Here is a 17,557-nt window from a genome sequence, read left to right as displayed (position 1 = left end):
GCGACTCACGGTCAGAGGGAAGACTTCGACAGCCGTACGAAGGGCAACGGGGATTCGACGGCACGTGGATCGCCGGGGGCGCGCGGGTGTGTACGTCGCGCGCTCATCGTGCGCCCCGAAGCTGCGGTTCCAGGGGGCGAGGGGGCTACGGACCGTGCCGTCACCCTCCGCTGGCGGCCTTGTCCGTGGTAGGACGTTCCTCCAGGTAGCAATCCGGTACTCGGGGGTCCCGTCATGAGGCGAGCACTGCTGATCGGAAGTGAGACGGGTGGGTTGAGCGGCGTCCACGCCGATGTCGAGGTGATGGGCGAGGCCCTGGCCGGGCTCGGCTTCACCGTGATGCCCGCCACCGGCAAGGACGCCACCGCACAGGGGATCGCCGCGGGTTACCGGGAGCTGGTGGAGGACAGCGGTCCGGACGACGCGGTGGTCGTCTACTACTCCGGGCACGGCGGCCGCCAGCGCAACCCCTTGGCGGCACAGGACCCGACGCTGCCGACTTGGCTGCAGTACATCGTGCCGACCGACTTCGACAACCGCTCCGACAACCGCAGCCGTTGCCTCCTCGCCGAGGAACTGACACGCCTTCAACTGGAGCTCACCGACCGAACCCGCAACGTCACCGTGATCCTGGACTGCTGTCACGCCGCGCGCATGTCCCGTTCCGGCTCGGCCGTTCCCAAGGCCCTGGAGCACCTCCACCTTCCCGAAGAGGACCTGGTCCAGCGCTGGCGCGAAGCGCGCGCCGGCCGGCCCCTGGGTGCCGACGCCAACCCGCACGCGGTGCGCCTGGTGGCCTGTGCCCCGCATCAGAGCGCCTACGAGCTCCACGACGCACGGCTCGGCCGCAGCCATGGAGTGCTCACCGCGGCGTTGGTGCGGCTGCTCACCGGATCCGACCCGGGTGCGCTCACCTGGCTGGACATTCTTGAGTCAGTGCGCGGCGCCGTTCCGGCCGCCGCTGCCCCGCAGCGGCCGGACGTGGAAGGGCCTGCGGACCGGCTGCTCTTCTCGTTGCGGACACGTGGCGGTCAGGGCGTCCTGCCGGTCCGTATCAAGGATGGAGTGGCAGTCCTGCCCGACGCCGCGGTCTTCGACGTCGCCGTGGGCGACCGATACGAACTTGTGGCTGCGGGTGACGAAACCCGGCTGGCGGGTGCAGTCGTCGCGCGGATCAGCAGGGGTGACGCCGTGCTGGCTCTGGAGGGAGTGTCCGACGCCGCAGGTCTGCCGCCAGGCGTGTCCGCCTGGCCGGTCGGTGCAGTGCTGGGCCAACGTCCAGTAGTCGTACTGCCCGCCGGCCACCCGGGCCGTGACCGGATCGCCCGGGAACTCGCGTCCTCCGCACGGGTCCGGATCGTCGAGGAGACCGACGACGCGCTGGCGACCGTAAGTCTGGAGGGTGAGGACGGTTACGACCAGGCGGTTCACGTGGCAGACGGCATGGGGCAGCCGCTGTCCGGGGAGGCCATGTCACTGGACAAGGCGGTGGAGGCTGTGCGGACGCTGGCGCTCGGGTCATACGTCCGCCGACTGCCGTCCGGCACGGGCAGGTCTGCGTTGCCACCCGACGTTGAGGTGAAATACCTGCGCCTGCTGTCCGGAGGCGGTGAGGAAGAGCTCACCCATGGTGCTCACCTGTTCGTCGGCGACCGGCTGTTGCTGCGGATCACCAACCGAAGCGGTGAGCGCCGCTTCGTCTCCGTGTTCGACGTCGGTCTGGCCGGTGCCCTGACCTGGCTGACCTCGTCGGAGCAGGGCGGCGTGACGCTCGAACCGGGCGAGCAGTACGAGTTGGACTACGGGTGGGACGGCGGGATTCCGCTGCAGTGGCCGGAGAAACTGCCTGCCGGACCGGCCCGGGAAGAGAGTTTCGTGGCCATCGTCACCGACCGGCCGGTGGACCGGCTCGGCCTGCTCGGGCGGGCCGGTAAAACGCGTGGTATTCCTTCAGCTTCCAACAGCCTGGAGTGGCTGGTCGACCGCCTCGACACCGGTCGCCGGGACGTTCCCGCGCCCCCTGGACGGGACGGGGGCGTGCGCTGGGAGGTCAGGCCCTTCGACTTCCTGCTCCACCCGGCGCGCAGGGCCGGCGCGGACGAGCCGACGTTCGAGATCGACGAGCGCCCGGACGAGTCCTTCCGGCTGGTCACTCCCCGCGGCCCGGACATGCCGGGCAGAGTGGCGGTGCGGCTGAAGGAACTCACCGTGCACAGCAACCGCGCCTTTCTGCGCTCGCGGGTACGTATCGATGCCCTGGTCGTTACTGCCGCGCCGGACGAGGCGGGCGGCCCCTACCGGGCCGCTACCCTGCGCTTCGACCGGATCAAGGACGGTGACCGACTGCCCTTCGACGACGTGCTGGTGTACGAGGGGCCGGTGAACCGATTCCTGGACATCGCGGTGTGGGTGGCCAGGGATGACTCACCCGATGTGGATCTCGCCGAGGGTATGGCGGCTGAGACGGGGAGCGAGGAGGTGTCCACTGCGCTGTCCACGCTGACCGCGTTGGCGGCCGCTGAGCCCACCGCCGCCGTCGTCGCCGGTTCCGCCGCGGCCGTGGCGATCCTCATCCGCATGGCGGCCCGCCTGATCGACCAGTCGCGCGGTACGAGCATCGGGGTGTACCGCACGACCCTTCTCCCCCATCAAAAGTTCGGGGTGGGTGACGGGGTGGGGCGGCATCCGGCTCAGGGTCTGCTCAGGGCACAGGACATGTCGTTGGTCTTCGAGGTGGTGGACCTGAGCCGCGCCTGATCAGTCGCCGTCTGCGTCGTTGGTCGCACGGAGATAACAGACGAAGGCGCCCCAGTTGAGTACGGGGTCACCTGCGGCATGCCGTTCGCGCTGCGCGGCGCGCAGGGCTTCGGCCGGTCCGTGGCCTTGGTTGAGCAGCCGGTAGAAGCTGATCATGAGATCGCGGGTCGGCCCGTCGGGGACCTTCCACAGGCTGGCGACGACGGCTCGTGCACCGGCCCGCAGGAACGCCGCTCGCAGGCTCACGTGGCCGTCGGGAGCGGTGATTTCGCCGACCCCCGTGTCGCAGGCGGACAGCACCACCAGCTCCGTCGCGGCCAGGTCAATACCGGTGACGTCGGCCACCGTGAGCAGTCCTGTCTCCGCCGCCGGTCCCGGGTCACCGTGCTCCAGCCAGGTGTTGGCGCCAGCCAGCGCGAGGCCGCTGCGCAGATCGGGCTCGCGGCGCAGGTTGTCGTACCGGCCCGCCAAGCTGCTGTCGCTTCCGCGTAGCCGTCGGTTCATGAACTTGGGGTCGCTCGGCGGAGCGCCTGCGAGCGTGTAGCCATGCGTGGCGAGGTGCAGCACGCGGGGCGAACGGAGTTCCCGCAGCCTGGCCTTGGTCGCGTCGCGGCCCGTGAGCACCAACGCTTCCGGCCGTAGCTCGGCGATGCCGCGGGCTTCCTCGGCCGTGCCCTCCAACGGCTGGAACAGGGAGTCTGGGTTGGCGGACCCCACGCGGCCCAGCTCGTAGTCGGGGGCAGCCAGCACGACGTCGGGCCCCGCCTCGGCGTCCGCCCGGTTCGGTCCGGCAAGCTCGTCGAGGGCCGTCACGTAGTCGACGTCGAACGACGAGAGCAAGGGCGCGGGGCCGGCGGGGAGCACGCCGAGCGGCACGTGCAGCAACGGCCCGTCCAGCGCCACCTTCAGTCGCCGGCACCCCGCCAGGTGCGGCAGTAGCGGCTCGATCAGCAGCCGCGCCAGTACGTGGGGGGCGTCCCCGTCGTCAGTGCCGATGGGGCGAGGCGCCACGTCCCGGAACGCCGCCGCCCGCCCCGGCCCCTCCAGCGCTGCCCGCGCGCGCCACACAGCCTCGTCGACGACGGCCGTCTGCCCCAGCGCCACGGCGGCTGTCTGCTCCTCGGCGGGTCCCACCACGAGCGCCACATACGCGTCGGCCACTCGGACGATGTTGATGAACCGGTCATCACTGCCGAGAAAACGGCGCGCGGTATCGAGAACCTCGCCGGCCAGCGGCTCCGCCTGTCGGCCGGAGCGAGCCTCGCGGCGCAGCCCCGCCTCCAGCTCCGTGCGACGGGCGCGCAGCCACCGCAGTTCTGTCCCATGGCGCAGCCATCCCTCCCCGGCCGCTCCGGGTCGGTTGTCGGTGTCTGCTGTCTGATACCGCGCCTGGTGGCGGGTCGCCATCCGGGCCACTACGGTGCTCAGTTCCCGCTCGGCAGGATGGGGAGTCGGGCTGAGTCGCCACGGGCGCGACAGCAGGTCAGGCAGCCGCATACGCCATGCGGACACCGCAGCCATCTCATCGCCTCCGCACTCCATGGTGAGCAGGCCGAGCAGATGCCGGTCGGCGTAGGCGGCGAAGGCACGGATGACCTCCTCGCGTCGGCGGTCGTCGAGTGCGGCGGCCGTGCCGGTCTGCAACCATGCGCCGGCCGAGCGCAGAGCCTCCCGGGACGCCTGCAGTGCACGGCTCCCGTCCGTGCTCAAGGAGATCGAGAACCATGTCGCCGCGACGTCCAGGGCGGCGTCCCCGGACAAGGCACGTTGCACCTCCAGCGCCTTCTCGTACCAGGATGCGGCACTGCCACGGTCCCCCCTCCGCGATGCGACCCGGGCAGCCCCCAGCAGCCGTACAGCGAGATCGGTGCTTGGCTCCTGAGTCAGGGCCTTCGTGATTTCCACGGCCCGGCGGTAGGCCAGATCGGCCGTCTCCAAGTCTCCCGTGGCCTCGGCCAGCTCGGCCCGTCCGGACCAGGCGGCAGCCGTCGACGGGTGCGGCGGCAGCGTCGCGAAGACGTCGAGACAGGCCTGGTACTGCCGTGCCGCCTCCTTGCTCAGCAACAAACTGGCTTGGGCCTGGACCTGGGCCAGCAGGCAGGCGGCTTCTCCGACATCCGCGTCCAACGGCTTGCGCAGGTTCCACAGGAGGGTGAGCCGCTCCTGCAGTGGTGCGATCGCAGCGAGCGGGTCGCGGGGCCGCAGGCAATCCGCGTACAACGCCAGCGTGATGGCGACGACTTCGCTACGCGGTCCGAACGCGGTGCGTTGGAGTGCCAATGCCTCCTCGAAGAGAAGCACGAAGCGGTACGCGACCCGGCCGCTGACCTCCGCCGTCTCTCCGGTACGAGATGCGGCGACTGCCTGCCGCACCAGCGCCTGAGCCAGTTCGGGATCATCGGGTGAGAGATGTTCCCGGCACCACCGAACGACGTCAGCCGCCGCCTGCGCCGCATCGCCGCTGCCCGTCGCCAAGGCGGCATCGGCCCGCTCCCTCAGCCGCGCGTACTCCTCGTCCGCACCCACCCTCGTTTGTTGGCCAGTCCGCAAGATCATGAAACGTCCCCAGTTGCTCCACCGCTCTATGGCGGCATCGACAACGCCACTGGACACCCGGTCCGCGGACGTCGGCTGCCCCTCCCGGGCCGCCGGCCAGCCGAAGGGCAGAGGGGCGCCCCCCGCCGGCCGGGGGTTCGCCCGCCGCTACGGCTTCGGCTTCGACCGACCCGTGCAGTGGGAAGGTGAGGCACTGGGTGCGTCAGGAACGCTGCAGGAGGCCTTCACGAGCTGTTCCGCGATCGACACTTCGGGTCGGCTGGGCCAGGCTCAAAAGGCTTGCGAGGTGGCGGCCCGATCCGCTGCTGCCTGGACGGCGGGGATCAGGTCTGCAGCCCGTTCGAGCTGGTCGCGCTGAGAGCGAAGGCCCAGGGCGCCGAGACGTACGACGATGTGCTGTACGCCGGCGGCGACGTACCGTCCAAGGCTCTGGAGCACCTGGTCGGCGGAACCGGTGACAACTGCCTGGATCCTCTCCAGCTCCTGCAGCGGCATGCCGTAGGTGGCCCGTGCGTAGGCGTCCAGTGCCAGACGGCCGCTCTCCGTGTCGTCGTCGATCCGTACCGAGACGAACAGTGCGGGGGTGATGTCCTCGGCGGCACGTCCGGCGTCGGCGGCAGCTTTGCGGACACTGCGGAGTCCGGATGCGTAGTCGGCGGGGTCAGGCGGGTAGGGCAGCCATCCGTCGTACATCCGGCCGGCGCGGGCCAGCGCCGCGGGGGTCGCGCCGCCGAGCCAGATGGGCGGGCCGCCGACTCGGAATGGCCTGGTGGTGGGCGGGATGTCATCGAATCGGAGGATCTCGCCGTGGAAGGCGTCAGCGCCGTCCCACAGGGCCCGCCACATTGCGACAGTCTCGTCCAGGCGCGCGAAGCGCCTTTCCCACGGCAGCTCGGACAACGCGTAGAGGGGCCGTCCGAAGCGGCCGGGGAAGCCTGCGCCGACGGTCACGGTGAGCCGGCCACCGGACAGCAGGTCGATCGAGGCAAGTGACTGCGCGGTCTGGATCGGCCGACGCAGAAACGGCATCAGTGCAGCTGTGCCCAGCGTGACGGTCTCGGTCGCCGGGGCCAGCGCGGCCAGCATGGTGAACGCCTCGATGCGCGGGCTGATCAGAGAATCGTTGACGAAGAGCGAGGAGAAACCCGAGCGTTCGGCGTGGCGGCCGAAGGCAACCAGCTCGCGAGAGTCGTCGGCCGCGTCCCACTGGGCGGTTCCGGTTGGAAGCAGTACACCTATGTCCATGTCGGCGATGTTCCCGACCGGGCCTGGCGGCGGCAATTCCCTACGGGGAATGGCCTGGGACACTCCGCCACCATTACAACAGGCTTGTGAACTTCCCCCGTGCGCTTCGCGAATGTCGTACCCGCCGTCATCTCAGCCAGCTCGATCTGGCACTGCGGGCAGGCACCACCCAGCGGTACCTCAGCTTCATCGAATCCGGCAGGTCGGTCCCCGGCCGGAACATGGTCGTGCGCCTGGCCGAGTCGCTGGAACTGCCGCTGCGGGAGCGCAACGAGCTGCTGCTGGCCGCCGGGTATGCGCCGGCCTACCCGGAGAGCTCACTCGACGATCCGGTGCTGGCCCCCGTGCGCACGGCAATCGACCACATCCTGCGCGGGCATCTTCCTTATCCGGCGCTGGTTGTGGACCGGGGCGGTGACCTGATCGCTGCGAACACCGCATTCGACCTGATCACCGAGGGTGCGGCCCCCGAGCTGGTGGGCCCGGGCACAAACATCTACCGCCTTGCGCTGCATCCCGACGGCCTGGCTCCCCGCATCCGCAACCTCGCAGAATGGGCGCGACACATCCTGGCACGCCTCGGCCATCTGGAGGAGTTGCGCGCTGAGCTCACCGGGTACGTTCCCGAGCTGGAGCCGTCCGCCGGGCTACTGGGCTTTGCAGTTCCGCTCTGCCTGCAGTCCTCATACGGTGAGCTGCGCCTGATGACGACCGTGACGACCTTCGCCACCGCCGTGGACGTGACGCTTGCCGAGCTCAAGCTGGAGGCGTTCCTGCCGACCGATCCGGCGACAGCCGAGGCACTCTCGGCCGCCGCCAGACCAATGGCTTGTGCTGCCGTGCGTCAGGCCCCCGGGAACATGTAGTCGGCCTTGATCCGGCCGTTGTCGTCGAGTACGAGAATTTCCAAGCCCCCACCCACAACGTCGCCGGTTTCGGTGGACACCGCCTCCCAGCCGAACTTGACCACGCCCTGGAGGTGTACCGCATCGGCGCGTGCCCGGAAGGTGAATCCCTTTTTCTCGACGAACCGCTCGTAGCTTCGCGCCACTCGGGTCTCGATGGCGTCGTAGCCCTGAGCCTCCAGAGTCGTGTGGCCGAAGCCAAGTTCCGCAGCGATCTCCCGAATCTCCGCGGGTGGCTGCAGGATATGGGTGGCGTCCTCGGTCCACAGCCGCTCGATGGCCGCGCGGCGTTGGGCGGCGTCCGGCACTGTCCACTGAGCCATGTAGCGGTCAGCCAGGTGCTGCGGGTCGATCTCGATCATGTGCATCTCCTTGCCAGGCAGGTCGCTTCGGACCAGATCCTGCGGCGCGTGGCCGAGACCGGCAATTCCCCATGGGGAATGGGCTTTCAAGTTCAAAAAACCACTGCGGTCGTGGCAGCCACCGTTTTTGATTGCAATCCTGGCTTTGTCGAGTAGTAGTGGGCTCTGGCACAGGTCTCGGGGGTCCCTTACGGCGAGTGATATTGCCGTTCGATTCGGAGGAGTGGCAGAGCGGCCGGCGGGAGTCAGGGGTGCCCCGGTGCGGGGTGCGACCGGCTCCCGCTGCCGCACGTGGCAGCCGGGCCTGGCGCTCGCCGCCGTGCCCGCGCCCCGGGCCGATCCGGTTCCGCCCAGCCCATCAGGGCGGTGACATAGGCATCCAGCCGCTCCTCGACGGCTCGCGTCGTCAGCTCTGTCCGCCCTGCCTCCCGCCATGACTGCGCCACCTGCTGCACTTCTTGTGAGCACGCCGGCCCGTCCCGCACTGCGATCCACTCCCCGTGGCGGTGGCGGTCGCTGTCCGGGGGCCGGATGGCGGCGTTCCTGCTTGGCGATGCTGCGCGACGACCAGCGCCTCCTCGACCTCGCCGGCGGCGACGGCGTGCCCGAGTCGCCCTGACCGACCAGAATGGCAAGCTGATCCGGATCTCCGCCGCCCGGCCCGGACGGCCCCACGACGCCACCGCCGCCCGCCATGACAAGATCGTCGAACACCTGAAGGCGGCCGGCTTCAGCGCGGTCGCCGACCTCGGCTTCCTCTGCGTCGACAAACCCGAGAACCCCGACGACCAGGTCACCGTCACCCGCTACGAGGCCACCCAGACCCGCACGTTCACTGCGGGCCAGAAGCAGGCCAACCACGTCCCGGCCGCCGGACGCACGCCCGCCGGACACGGCTTCGCCCATCCGAAGAGCCGGCGGTTCCTCACCAAGCTCCGCACCGGCCCCCGCCGCGCCACACAGCTTCCGCACGCCCTGCCCGTCCCGACCAACCTCGAATGCATCCGACAGCTGACGATCAAGACGAAGTACCCTCGTCACAGGCACAGTGGCGAGATTCATCGGGCCGATAGGGTGACTTGATCATTCCGAGTGAAAGGCCACGACGTCACAGTGACCGAGTCCCGCCCCCACGCCCTGTTCTCCTTCGGCACGCTGCTGGACCCGCGAGTTCAGACTGCTCTCTTCGGTCGCATTGTGCCCACGACCGCGGCATCACTGGCCGGTCATACGACCAGACCCCTGGCGATCACCGACGAGTCCGTGATTGCCACCAGCGGCCACGACGTGCACCTCACCCTGGAACGCAAGCTCGGCGGCACGGTCGAGGGTGCCATCCTGCGCCTGACCGACCAGGAGCTGGCCGCAGCCGACGACTACGAGGTGGACGACTACGCCCGGCGGCGCGTGCTCCTCACCTCGGGAGAGACGGCCTGGGCTTACCTGGACGCGAGGCCGCTGCGCTCTGCGGCGCGAATCGTGATCGTCGGCGACAGCATTCCCTACGGACGCTGCGACCCCCAGGGAGGCTGGGCCGCACACTTGGCGGCAACACACATCGCGGCGAACGAGACCGAGCACCGAGTCTTCAACCTTGCCATCCCCGGCAGCACCCTGGCGGATGTCGCCGAGCAGACACCGCCGCTCCTGCCTGCCCGCCACCCCGACACGCTCATCGTGGCCGCCGGGATCAACGACTCCGCCGTGCCGCTTGCCGCGTCGGACACCGCCCGTGACAGCCTGCCACACATCACCGACCACCTCGACTCGCTGGCCGCGACCGCCCACCGACACAACGCCCGCATGGTCATCGTCGGACCGGCCTGGCTCGACCAGACACGGCTCGGCGATTTCGAAGGCTTGCGCTTCACCACAGCACGGGCACTCAAGCTGCGTGCCACCCTGCTGACCTGGTGCGAGGACAACCACATCGACTACCTCGACATGTGGGAGCCGCTCCGCGACCAACCCCACCTGCTCGTTGACGGCCTGCACCCCAACCCGGAAGGGCACAAGGAACTCTTCCGGCATCTCAGCGCCCTCAACTGCTGACCACGGGGCCTGGTGGGCCGTAACGCGGGGGAACTGGTGAAGTCGCCCCCGTCAGCGGGATGGCGTCGTACCCCGTGGTGCCTATGGCGTGCTACGGGGACGTGAGCGCCTCGGGCGTGACCGTCCAGCGGTCGGTCTGGCGCTCGCAACGAAGGCGGCACGCTGCTGCATGGCTGCCTTGTATGCGGCGTTGAAGGGAATCCATGCCTTCGGCATCATCCACCGTGACCTCAAACCAAGCAACATTATCGTCTCCAGTGCAGGTCCTCGCGTCATCGACTTCGGCATCGCCCGAGCCCTCGACAGCACCGCGCTCACCCGCACCAACCACGTCGTCGGCACACAGGGGTTCCCCACAGTCAGCCCTGTCTCCTCCAGTTCATTCCTGAAAGGGCGGGGCGGCTGGGGGCTGGGTGGTCCCGTTCCCGGGTGGTGTGTGCTGTCGTCCCGCCCAGGCGGGTGTTGTGGGCGTGCTCTTCGCCAGATGTGATGCTGAGTGGCGGCACTCCGGCTGCCGTTCATCCCCTCTGTGCGGGACCGCTTCGAGTCAGAGCAGTTCCGCGCAGGTAGGCGGCGAGAATGGTCTCCAGCGGGGTGGCTTCGTTGATGACCGTTCAGTGGAACACCAGTGAGTCTGTGAGGGCGATCAGTTCCTCGACTCGATCATCTGAGTTGGGGAGGCCTGCTCTGGTCAGGGCCGACGCTGTCACCTGCCGGGTCATGGCGTGGACTTCGGATTGCGTCGTCAGCTTGTGTCGCAGGTGCGCGTCGTCGAGCTCTAGGATGAGTGCGTAGCGGGCTCTCATGTCGTCGCGCCGTGCCGCGAGGGTCTCGACGAGTCCGGCGATCGCCGTGGCAAGTTCTGCAACGTCGAGCCGGCGCCCGTTGTCGAACGTCGTGTTGAGAGAGGCCGCAAGTTCATTGGCGTCGGCCGTCGAACGAGCGGCGAGTGCGTCGACGATGAGTTCCAGGAGCGCGTGCCGTGTCTTTGCGTGGTAAGAGGTCGATCCTTGCGGTATTCCCGCCTCTTGGTCGACGGCTCGGTGCGTGAGCGCGCGAACACCGTCACGAGCGATGATACGGATGCCGCTGTTGGCGATCGCCTCTCGCCGCTCACTGCCACTCGCCACACTCGCAGACACGACTCGATGCTACAGATGTAGAGTTGCGATCGCAGAAGCTCTACATCTGTAGTGGGTAGTTGTTGCCCAGGCAGGTGACGGCGCGGCGCAGACCAGGCGGGGATCGCGATGATGATCGACTTCGTTCCGGACGAGAGTCTGTACCCTTTCGAGTCGCGCTGGTTCGATTCGTCGGTCGGTCGGCTTCACTACATCGACGAGGGGTCCGGGCCGGCACTGCTTTTCTGCCACGGCTCTCCGACCTGGAGCTTCCTCTATCGTCACATCGTGAAGGGCCTGCGCGACCGGTACCGGTGCATCGCTGTGGACTACCTGGGCTTCGGATTGTCTGAACGGCCCCGTGACTTCGGCTACACGATCGCCGAGCACACGATGGTCCTGGGCGAATTGATTGACCATCTACAGCTGGACGGGTTCATCCTCATGGGGCAGGACTGGGGTGGCCCGATCGGGCTGGGCGCGGCAAGCACGCGGGCCGCGCGCGTCAGAGGGCTCGTGCTGGGCAACACCGTCTTCTGGCCGATCGAACGGTTGGCGAACCGGGCATTCAGCGCGATCATGAGCAGCCGGCCCATGCAGCGGCGCATCCTCGAACGGAACCTCCTTGTAGAGCAGTTCCTGCTGGGAAAGCTCGGCCCCACTTACCGCGGCCGAGGCAGACCACTACCGCATGGTGCAACCCACGAGAGAAGCGCGACGTGGTCTCGCGGTCACGCCCAACGAGATCCGCGTCGCGCGCCCCCTGCTGGAACGACTCGCCCAGGACGTGCCTGCCCTCCTCGGTGACAAACCGACTCTGGTGGTGTGGGGAATGCGGGACCTGGTGTTCCGACCACAAGCGTGCATCCCGCGGATTCGCGCCTCGTTCACCGATCTCGACGTCGTCGAGCTACCCCATGCCCGACACTTCATCCAGGAGGACGCACCAGATCAGATCACGTCGGCGATCGCCAACCGGTTCTCGTGAGCCGTCGTGAGTCTCGGTGCCTCGGCGGACCTGACGTGAGCCGCAAGATCGCGTCTGTCAGCGATCACACAATTCGTCTCTGACGGAGATCGGGTGACGGGGCCGCTTGGAACTGGGCATCAACCGGGTCCGCACAGCCCACTGCCGAAGTCACCATCCGCACCCCTGCCCCCGTCACACCTGGCTACCTGGGGTGGGCAGCGCATGGCGGTGTCAGCCGCGCGCGGTCTTGTCGGCCCCCCACGTCTGCGACCTACCCAACTCACAGCAGAGGACTACACATTCGGCTGACTATGCTCTGCGACAACATGCCTTGTTGAGACACCGCGCTCTGCCTAACAACGGTGCGCTCCCGTACTGGAATCGCGACGCCCGGGCCCTGCCCGAAGCCACCCAGCACACCGTCGTCCTGGCCCGGACCGCCTACGCGGTGTACGACTCGCTCGGCCTCCAGCGCGCCGGGGTCCGCTGCATCGCACTGCGCGCCGACGCCCTTCGACCAGGCCGCCCGGCAGCTCACCCTCGACGCCGGCGACGACAAACCCCTCACGATCGAAGCCGCCGCCGATCGCGCCCGCGCCCGCTACGGGCGCCACGGCCGGCACGAGAGCAAATCGCCGGCTGATCCATGTCTTCCACGCAATCGCGGACGAGCACCGCACTCGCGAGGACTACCTCCAGGTCGCCGACAGCGTGCTCGAGGTCCTCACCCGGCGCAGGCTGCTCAGGCCAGGGGCAGCTGACCGAGCGCTCGACCGCGATCGGCCTGCACCCTTCAGAACAGCGGCTACGTCCGGCCCCCTTGTGAAGACAAGGCCGTCAGGCAGTGGGCGGCGGTGGAAGTGTCCGCGCCGGCGGCGAACTGCCACCAGAACTGTGCGGCCTCATGCCGGTCGGCGAGGTACAGCAGACAGGCAAATGCCAGAGCGCCGCCGGGTTCGATGGTGGCCCGGTCGTCGACCAGCAGGGCCATCGCGGCGATCGCTGCCGGATCGCGGACGACATGCGAGCACAGGGCCTGCAGTTCGTGTGCGGCGCGCTCATGCAGGGCTGCCGGCACCGCACAGCGAATGCCGTCCGAGGCGCGGCCGGCCGCGCCATTGGCCGTACGGATCCATCGGGCACGGTCTTCGAGGTCGGTGGCGCTGTCCCACACCACGCGACGGGCGATCCGGTCCAGCGCGGCGCGCTCGTCGAAGTCCGCGTACTCATCCGCCAACACCTCGGCGTCGGCCAGGACCACATCAATGCGCGAGCGCCTGGTACTCCCCCGGCTCATCCTTCCTCCTCTTCCATCTCTTCCGCTGCCCAGTCGATCCCCAGATCGAGGGACAGACGCCGCCGCGCTCCGCGCAGGAGACTTCGGACCGTCCCGTAGAGATGCCCATCAGCTCCGCCAACCGCCGCATCGGGTGACCAAGCATGAAACGCAGCAGAATTACCTCGCACTGACGCTCCGGCAGCCGGCCGATCGCCGCGTACAGTCCCAACTTGGACTCCGGGACGGTGAATCGGGACCGGGATGCATGGCGCACCTCGGCGAACGCGGCCGTCTCCACCAGCGCCAGGGTCCGCCGAACGAAAACGTCCTCGACGACCTGCTCGGCCCCCTCACTGACATGCGCGGGCGCCAGATACGCCTTGTGCTGCCTGTGTCGTCCGTTGTCGCTGGTCATCACGCCGGGCCAGCGGGCGCACTGCACCCAGGCCGGGCGCCGACGCCGGGGCTCACAGGGCGGACGGCCGCTGGCTTTGACTCCAGGCGGTACAAGAAGCGCAACACGGTCGAGCGGGCGATCAACAAGCTGAAACAGTCCCGGGCCGTCGCCATCCGCTAGGACAAGCACGGATACATCTACCTGGGCACCGTTACCACTGCCGCAGTCATGATCCGGCTCCGATCGTGATCAAGCCTCCCCAGTCCGGTTGCCGGCGCCCCAGAAGAACGGGCCAGCTGTCGGCGTGACTGTGATGTCCCAGCCGAGCTCGCGGAGCCGTCTTTCCAGCTCTGCCGGCTCATACGGAACTTTCACGATTCGGTAGGCCGTCCCATCGGGGATGCGCCGCTGGATGGTGGACGATGCCGGGCCCTCGACGAGCTCCTCTGGCGTTCGGTAGTGGTCATCGACGAAGAACACCCGGCCCTGCGGTGCGAGGGCAGTCGTCACCAGAGACCAGAAGGACTCGAACCGGCTGGCCGGCACGTGCGAGAGCCAGCACCCCATGAAGACGACGTCATAACGGCGGTCAGGTTCCCAGGCGAACAGGTCAGCCTCGACGAATCTCACCTTGGCACCGTCAGAGACGCGGTTCGCGGCGATCGCGAGCATTTCCTGGGACGCATCGACGGCAGTGACGTCGCTGGCGTGGCGGAGCAGCTGAGGGGTCCAGGTGCCGGGACCACAGGCCAGTTCCAGCACACTGCCCGCCGGCCGGAACGCGTCGAGCGCCTCGGCCAGCTCACCGCCGCCGGGAAGATCGAGGAGCTGGTCAAGGTAGTCCGGGGCAAGGGCACTGTAGTAGGCACGCTGTTGGGACAGGAGCCGTTCCTGAGCTGATCCGGTGTTCATAGCGCCACTGTGGGACATGCCCCAGGGGCACGGTCAACCTCAGAGGGAGTGGCTAGGTGTACGTGGCGATGACGTTGCCGACGCCGTCGAGGAGTCGAGCCGCTGGTGGGAGATTCCCCGCGGGTCGCGTGCGGTGGCTACATGCGTCAGGACCGAAGGTGCTTGAGGGTGAACGCGGGCTCAGCGTAGGGGCCGGCCTGGGGTGCGGTCGGGTCGGCTGGTAGGTCCTCGGAGACGTCCACAGCGTGGGCTTCGGCGTTGTCGACGGGGACGTAGGCAAGTTCCGTAACGTCGGGGAGCTTCCAGAAGCGGCGGGTGTTGGCGGAGACGGCGTACGCCGTGGCGAAGCGGGTGCAGGACGGTGCAGCCAGCGCGGCCCGGATGTAGCCGACGGCGTCGCGCGGGCTCAGCCAGGTCGCCAGGTGCCGGGGTTCGGTAGGTGTGGGCTCGAAGCTGCCAATGCGCAGGCAGATCACCGAGAGACCGAACTTGTCGGCGTACAACTGCCCGAGGGCCTCGACGGCCACCTTGCTCACCCCGTAGAGGCCGTCCGGGCGTGCCGGCTCCTGTGGTCCGGTGAGATGTCCGGCGGGGTAGAAGCCTGTCACACGGTTGCTGCTCGCCAGCACTACTCGCTCGATTCCCGTACGCCGCGCTGCCTCCAGAACGTGGTGCGTGCCCAGCACGTTGGCTTCGAGCAGGTCCGGGAGAGGGGCCTCGTCAGGCACGCCGCCCAAGTGGAGCACGCGGTCGGCTCCCGCGAGGGCCGACTCCACGGCGGCGGCGTCCCGCAGGTCCACGATGTGCACGTCTTCGTTCTCGGCCTGCGGGCGGAGCGGTACGCGGTCGAGCAGGATCAGTCGGGTCGCCTCGTGCCGCAGTGCCTCCCTCACCACAGAACCGATGGTGCCGGCCGCCCCTGTTACCGCCACTGCTCCCAGACTCACAGCACTCCCCCTGGTTTCGATGCCCCTCGCATTTTCGCGCACGTTGATCCACTCATCAAGGCGGTGGGGAACTGAGCGAGCGAGGCTGGGGATCTCCTGAGCGCGAAGTGGGGATTTTCCATTCCCAGGAACGTCAACAAGCTCATTCCGCTGCTCAGCGCGCGGTACCGCCGCTAGGCGCTTGCTCCCGGGCGTGTGGCGGAGGCGGCTGCAACGGCCGTAACCAGCGGGTCGCGGGCCGGGCGGCCAAGAAGATCCGTGAGGTCGGGAGCGGTGCCGTCCAGGAAGCCGTGCCGGATGCCCGTGGCGATCGAGGCAAGCATGGGCAGCTGGAACGCCAGGAGGCCCGGCGTTGCGTCGAGGAGCCTGCGCCGGTATTCGCCCAGACCGATGGCGCGGTGCGGGACCCCGAGCCGGTCGGCCACCTGACCCGCCGTGATCGGCGTGCCGACGAGGTCATAGATGTGCCCGCTGCGTCCTGCCGGACTCGCCGCAACGATCGCCGCGGCATCGGCGAGATCCTCCCGCGCGACCGCCGCCAGGGCGCCGTCCCCGAACGCGGACTCGATGCCATCGTCGGCCCACATCAGCAGGCCGCCGAAGAGTTCGGCGTACAGACCGTTGCGCAGGATCGTCCACGGCAAACCGCTCGCCCGCACCAGGTGCTCGGTGGCACGGTGCGCAAGCGCGAAACCGAGATGGTCGCCGGCCGTGGTCAGGCTCGTGTAGACGACATGGCGGACGCCATCGCGGACGGCAGCGTCCAGGACCGCCGCATGCCGCCCAACGACCTGGTCATCCTCGGCATAACCGGCGGAGATCAGCAGCAGGGTCGACACCCCGGCGAGATCGAGGCTCACGTGGTCGTCGAAGTCGAGATGCCGCATCCCCTCGCCCGGCGTGCGGCTGCCGCCCGTCGCGGCGACGCCGCGGGCGCGCAGCGCCGCCAGAGTCGCCGAGCCGAGATTCCCGTTTGCTCCGGTCACCAAGATCATGTCAATCGCAGTCTTCCGTCGTGGTTCTCGTCGATAACTACGCTTGATCCTTGATCGCACGCCCACCAGCCACAAGAAGGCAGTTTGATGTCACTCACGCACACCGGGGTAACCGCCCCCGCCGACCTCGACCCCTGCGGACGAGAGGACCACCCCGACTGCGGCATCCGCGACGTCCTGGACCGCATCGGCGACAAGTGGTCGGTGCTTGTGATCGTTGAACTTGCGAGCGGGCCGCGTCGGTTCCGTGAACTGCAGCGCGCCATCGCCGGCATCTCCCAGCGCATGCTCACCCTCACCGTCCGCAGGCTTGAACGGGACGGTCTCGTGCTGCGCACCGTGTACCCGACCGTCCCGGCCCAGGTCGACTACCGTCTGACCGAGACCGGGGCCGGCCTGACCCACCTCGTCAAGGCACTCGCCGACTGGTCGCTCGCCCACCGTGCCGTAATCGCCGAGGCGCGGCGCACATACGACCAGACTCACCCTGACCATGACATCCGCTGACGAGGACCGCTGTCACCACCGACGACGGCCTCGTCCTCTCGCGAGCACGATCCGCTCCAGATTCCAGCCACATGCCACGCCTGTTGCTTGTCGTGCTTGCCATGTCTGTCCCAGGCAGCCACGATGCCCCATGACCCGGGTATTTGGCTGGGGCCCGTATTGGGTGTCGCCGTCGGCGCCTGCTGCGGCAGTTGGAGCAAGACCGCCAGGCTCTGCGCGATCACCTGGTAGAGGTGATCCTGCAAGCGACCCTCGTCAGCTCACTGATCGGAATCTTGACCAATGTCGCTCGCCTTGGGGGGCCTTGGGTCGACGGTGCCTCACTGTCGGCCCAAGGCCTTCTACTGGTCCCGTTCGGTCTTCTCGTCCGGTTCGACTAGCTCGCGCTCGCGCATGCGACGCTCGGTGAACTCGCGCATGCTCTCGCCTGCGGATGGTTCACCCGCGCGCGGCTGCTGCCGCCCTGAGTCCCCCGCCTTCATCCTCTCGATCTGCTCACGCAGCCGGGCCGCGCGAGCTCTTCTCTCCTTTTCGTCTGCTTCGCCCATGGCA

Annotated in this window: 18 protein-coding genes and 1 pseudogene; 9 read left to right on the top strand and 10 right to left on the bottom strand. The window is 68.5% G+C overall.

Annotated features, from left to right (window positions below):
• The first annotated feature begins 234 nt into the window (after positions 1-234).
• Positions 235-2,757, top strand: a complete 2,523-nt coding sequence (locus ACIGXP_RS15000; protein ID WP_399768344.1) for a caspase domain-containing protein — start codon at positions 235-237, stop codon at positions 2,755-2,757.
• Here the strand turns inward: ACIGXP_RS15000 and ACIGXP_RS14995 are convergent, their stop codons facing one another.
• Both ACIGXP_RS14995 and ACIGXP_RS14990 read right to left on the bottom strand, forming a co-directional pair.
• A complete protein-coding gene (locus ACIGXP_RS14995; RefSeq protein ID WP_399768342.1) occupies positions 2,758-5,283 on the bottom strand; it encodes a CHAT domain-containing protein in 2,526 nt (841 codons plus the stop codon). It lies immediately after the preceding gene.
• Positions 5,284-5,583: 300 nt separating this feature from the next.
• Positions 5,584-6,558 (bottom strand): LLM class flavin-dependent oxidoreductase, encoded by a 975-nt coding sequence (locus ACIGXP_RS14990; RefSeq protein WP_399768340.1) that lies wholly within the window; start codon positions 6,556-6,558, stop codon positions 5,584-5,586.
• An 86-nt stretch (positions 6,559-6,644) separates the two neighbouring features.
• On the opposite strand from ACIGXP_RS14990, the gene ACIGXP_RS14985 reads away from it, so the two are divergent.
• Positions 6,645-7,424: a helix-turn-helix domain-containing protein gene (locus tag ACIGXP_RS14985; protein ID WP_399768339.1), complete on the top strand. Its 780-nt coding sequence runs from the start codon at positions 6,645-6,647 to the stop codon at positions 7,422-7,424.
• Here ACIGXP_RS14985 and ACIGXP_RS14980 read toward each other — a convergent pair.
• Positions 7,403-7,825, bottom strand: coding sequence for a hypothetical protein (locus ACIGXP_RS14980; RefSeq protein ID WP_399768337.1), 423 nt, complete (start codon positions 7,823-7,825; stop codon positions 7,403-7,405). The genes ACIGXP_RS14985 and ACIGXP_RS14980 overlap by 22 nt on opposite strands.
• A 531-nt stretch (positions 7,826-8,356) precedes the next feature.
• Between ACIGXP_RS14980 and ACIGXP_RS14975 the strand changes: the two genes are divergently transcribed.
• From ACIGXP_RS14975 to ACIGXP_RS14965, 3 genes are all read left to right on the top strand, one after another.
• Complete coding sequence (locus tag ACIGXP_RS14975; RefSeq protein ID WP_399768335.1) at positions 8,357-8,908, top strand: transposase family protein; 552 nt, start codon at positions 8,357-8,359, stop codon at positions 8,906-8,908.
• Positions 8,909-8,938: 30 nt separating this feature from the next.
• Positions 8,939-9,877 carry a GDSL-type esterase/lipase family protein gene (locus tag ACIGXP_RS14970; RefSeq protein ID WP_399768333.1) on the top strand — a complete coding sequence of 313 codons (939 nt, stop codon included), beginning with the start codon at positions 8,939-8,941 and terminating at the stop codon, positions 9,875-9,877.
• A gap of 88 nt (positions 9,878-9,965) precedes the next feature.
• Positions 9,966-10,367 carry a phosphotransferase gene (locus ACIGXP_RS14965; protein ID WP_399768330.1) on the top strand — a complete coding sequence of 134 codons (402 nt, stop codon included), beginning with the start codon at positions 9,966-9,968 and terminating at the stop codon, positions 10,365-10,367.
• Positions 10,368-10,491: 124 nt separating this feature from the next.
• On the opposite strand, the gene ACIGXP_RS14960 is transcribed toward ACIGXP_RS14965, so the two are convergent.
• Positions 10,492-11,019, bottom strand: a complete 528-nt coding sequence (locus ACIGXP_RS14960) for a TetR/AcrR family transcriptional regulator (RefSeq protein ID WP_399768327.1) — start codon at positions 11,017-11,019, stop codon at positions 10,492-10,494.
• Between the two features lie 108 nt (positions 11,020-11,127).
• Here ACIGXP_RS14960 and ACIGXP_RS14955 point away from each other — a divergent pair, with 108 nt between their 5' ends.
• The 3 genes and pseudogenes from ACIGXP_RS14955 to ACIGXP_RS14945 form a co-directional block, all read left to right on the top strand.
• Positions 11,128-11,805, top strand: coding sequence for an alpha/beta fold hydrolase (locus ACIGXP_RS14955; RefSeq protein ID WP_399768325.1), 678 nt, complete (start codon positions 11,128-11,130; stop codon positions 11,803-11,805).
• A gap of 25 nt (positions 11,806-11,830) precedes the next feature.
• A complete protein-coding gene (locus ACIGXP_RS14950; protein WP_399768322.1) occupies positions 11,831-11,986 on the top strand; it encodes a hypothetical protein in 156 nt (51 codons plus the stop codon).
• A gap of 370 nt (positions 11,987-12,356) precedes the next feature.
• A pseudogene (locus tag ACIGXP_RS14945) lies at positions 12,357-12,729 on the top strand (hypothetical protein); the annotation flags it as partial.
• A gap of 44 nt (positions 12,730-12,773) precedes the next feature.
• Here the strand turns inward: ACIGXP_RS14945 and ACIGXP_RS14940 are convergent.
• The 5 genes from ACIGXP_RS14940 to ACIGXP_RS14920 form a co-directional block, all read right to left on the bottom strand.
• Positions 12,774-13,265: a hypothetical protein gene (locus tag ACIGXP_RS14940; RefSeq protein WP_399768319.1), complete on the bottom strand. Its 492-nt coding sequence runs from the start codon at positions 13,263-13,265 to the stop codon at positions 12,774-12,776.
• Positions 13,231-13,662, bottom strand: coding sequence for a sigma factor-like helix-turn-helix DNA-binding protein (locus ACIGXP_RS14935; protein WP_399768316.1), 432 nt, complete (start codon positions 13,660-13,662; stop codon positions 13,231-13,233). Before ACIGXP_RS14935 ends, ACIGXP_RS14940 begins: the two co-directional genes overlap by 35 nt.
• A 231-nt stretch (positions 13,663-13,893) precedes the next feature.
• Positions 13,894-14,556 carry a class I SAM-dependent methyltransferase gene (locus ACIGXP_RS14930; RefSeq protein ID WP_399768313.1) on the bottom strand — a complete coding sequence of 221 codons (663 nt, stop codon included), beginning with the start codon at positions 14,554-14,556 and terminating at the stop codon, positions 13,894-13,896.
• 146 nt (positions 14,557-14,702) lie between these two features.
• The gene (locus tag ACIGXP_RS14925; protein ID WP_399768309.1) at positions 14,703-15,452 is read right to left on the bottom strand and encodes an NAD-dependent epimerase/dehydratase family protein; all 750 of its coding nucleotides are present in this window, start codon (positions 15,450-15,452) and stop codon (positions 14,703-14,705) included.
• Positions 15,453-15,676: 224 nt separating this feature from the next.
• Positions 15,677-16,498 (bottom strand): NAD(P)H-binding protein, encoded by an 822-nt coding sequence (locus ACIGXP_RS14920; protein ID WP_399768306.1) that lies wholly within the window; start codon positions 16,496-16,498, stop codon positions 15,677-15,679.
• 87 nt (positions 16,499-16,585) lie between these two features.
• Here ACIGXP_RS14920 and ACIGXP_RS14915 point away from each other — a divergent pair, with 87 nt between their 5' ends.
• Complete coding sequence (locus tag ACIGXP_RS14915; protein ID WP_399768304.1) at positions 16,586-17,005, top strand: winged helix-turn-helix transcriptional regulator; 420 nt, start codon at positions 16,586-16,588, stop codon at positions 17,003-17,005.
• A gap of 341 nt (positions 17,006-17,346) precedes the next feature.
• On the opposite strand, the gene ACIGXP_RS14910 is transcribed toward ACIGXP_RS14915, so the two are convergent.
• Positions 17,347-17,553 carry a hypothetical protein gene (locus ACIGXP_RS14910; protein WP_399768301.1) on the bottom strand — a complete coding sequence of 69 codons (207 nt, stop codon included), beginning with the start codon at positions 17,551-17,553 and terminating at the stop codon, positions 17,347-17,349.
• Positions 17,554-17,557: the final 4 nt, after the last annotated feature.

The sequence above is a fragment of the Streptomyces sp. NPDC053069 genome (genome assembly GCF_044546895.1).
Classification (GTDB): domain Bacteria; phylum Actinomycetota; class Actinomycetes; order Streptomycetales; family Streptomycetaceae; genus Streptomyces.
The sequence above is the reverse complement of the archived record's forward strand: the minus strand, read 5'-3'. Positions and strand labels throughout refer to the sequence as shown.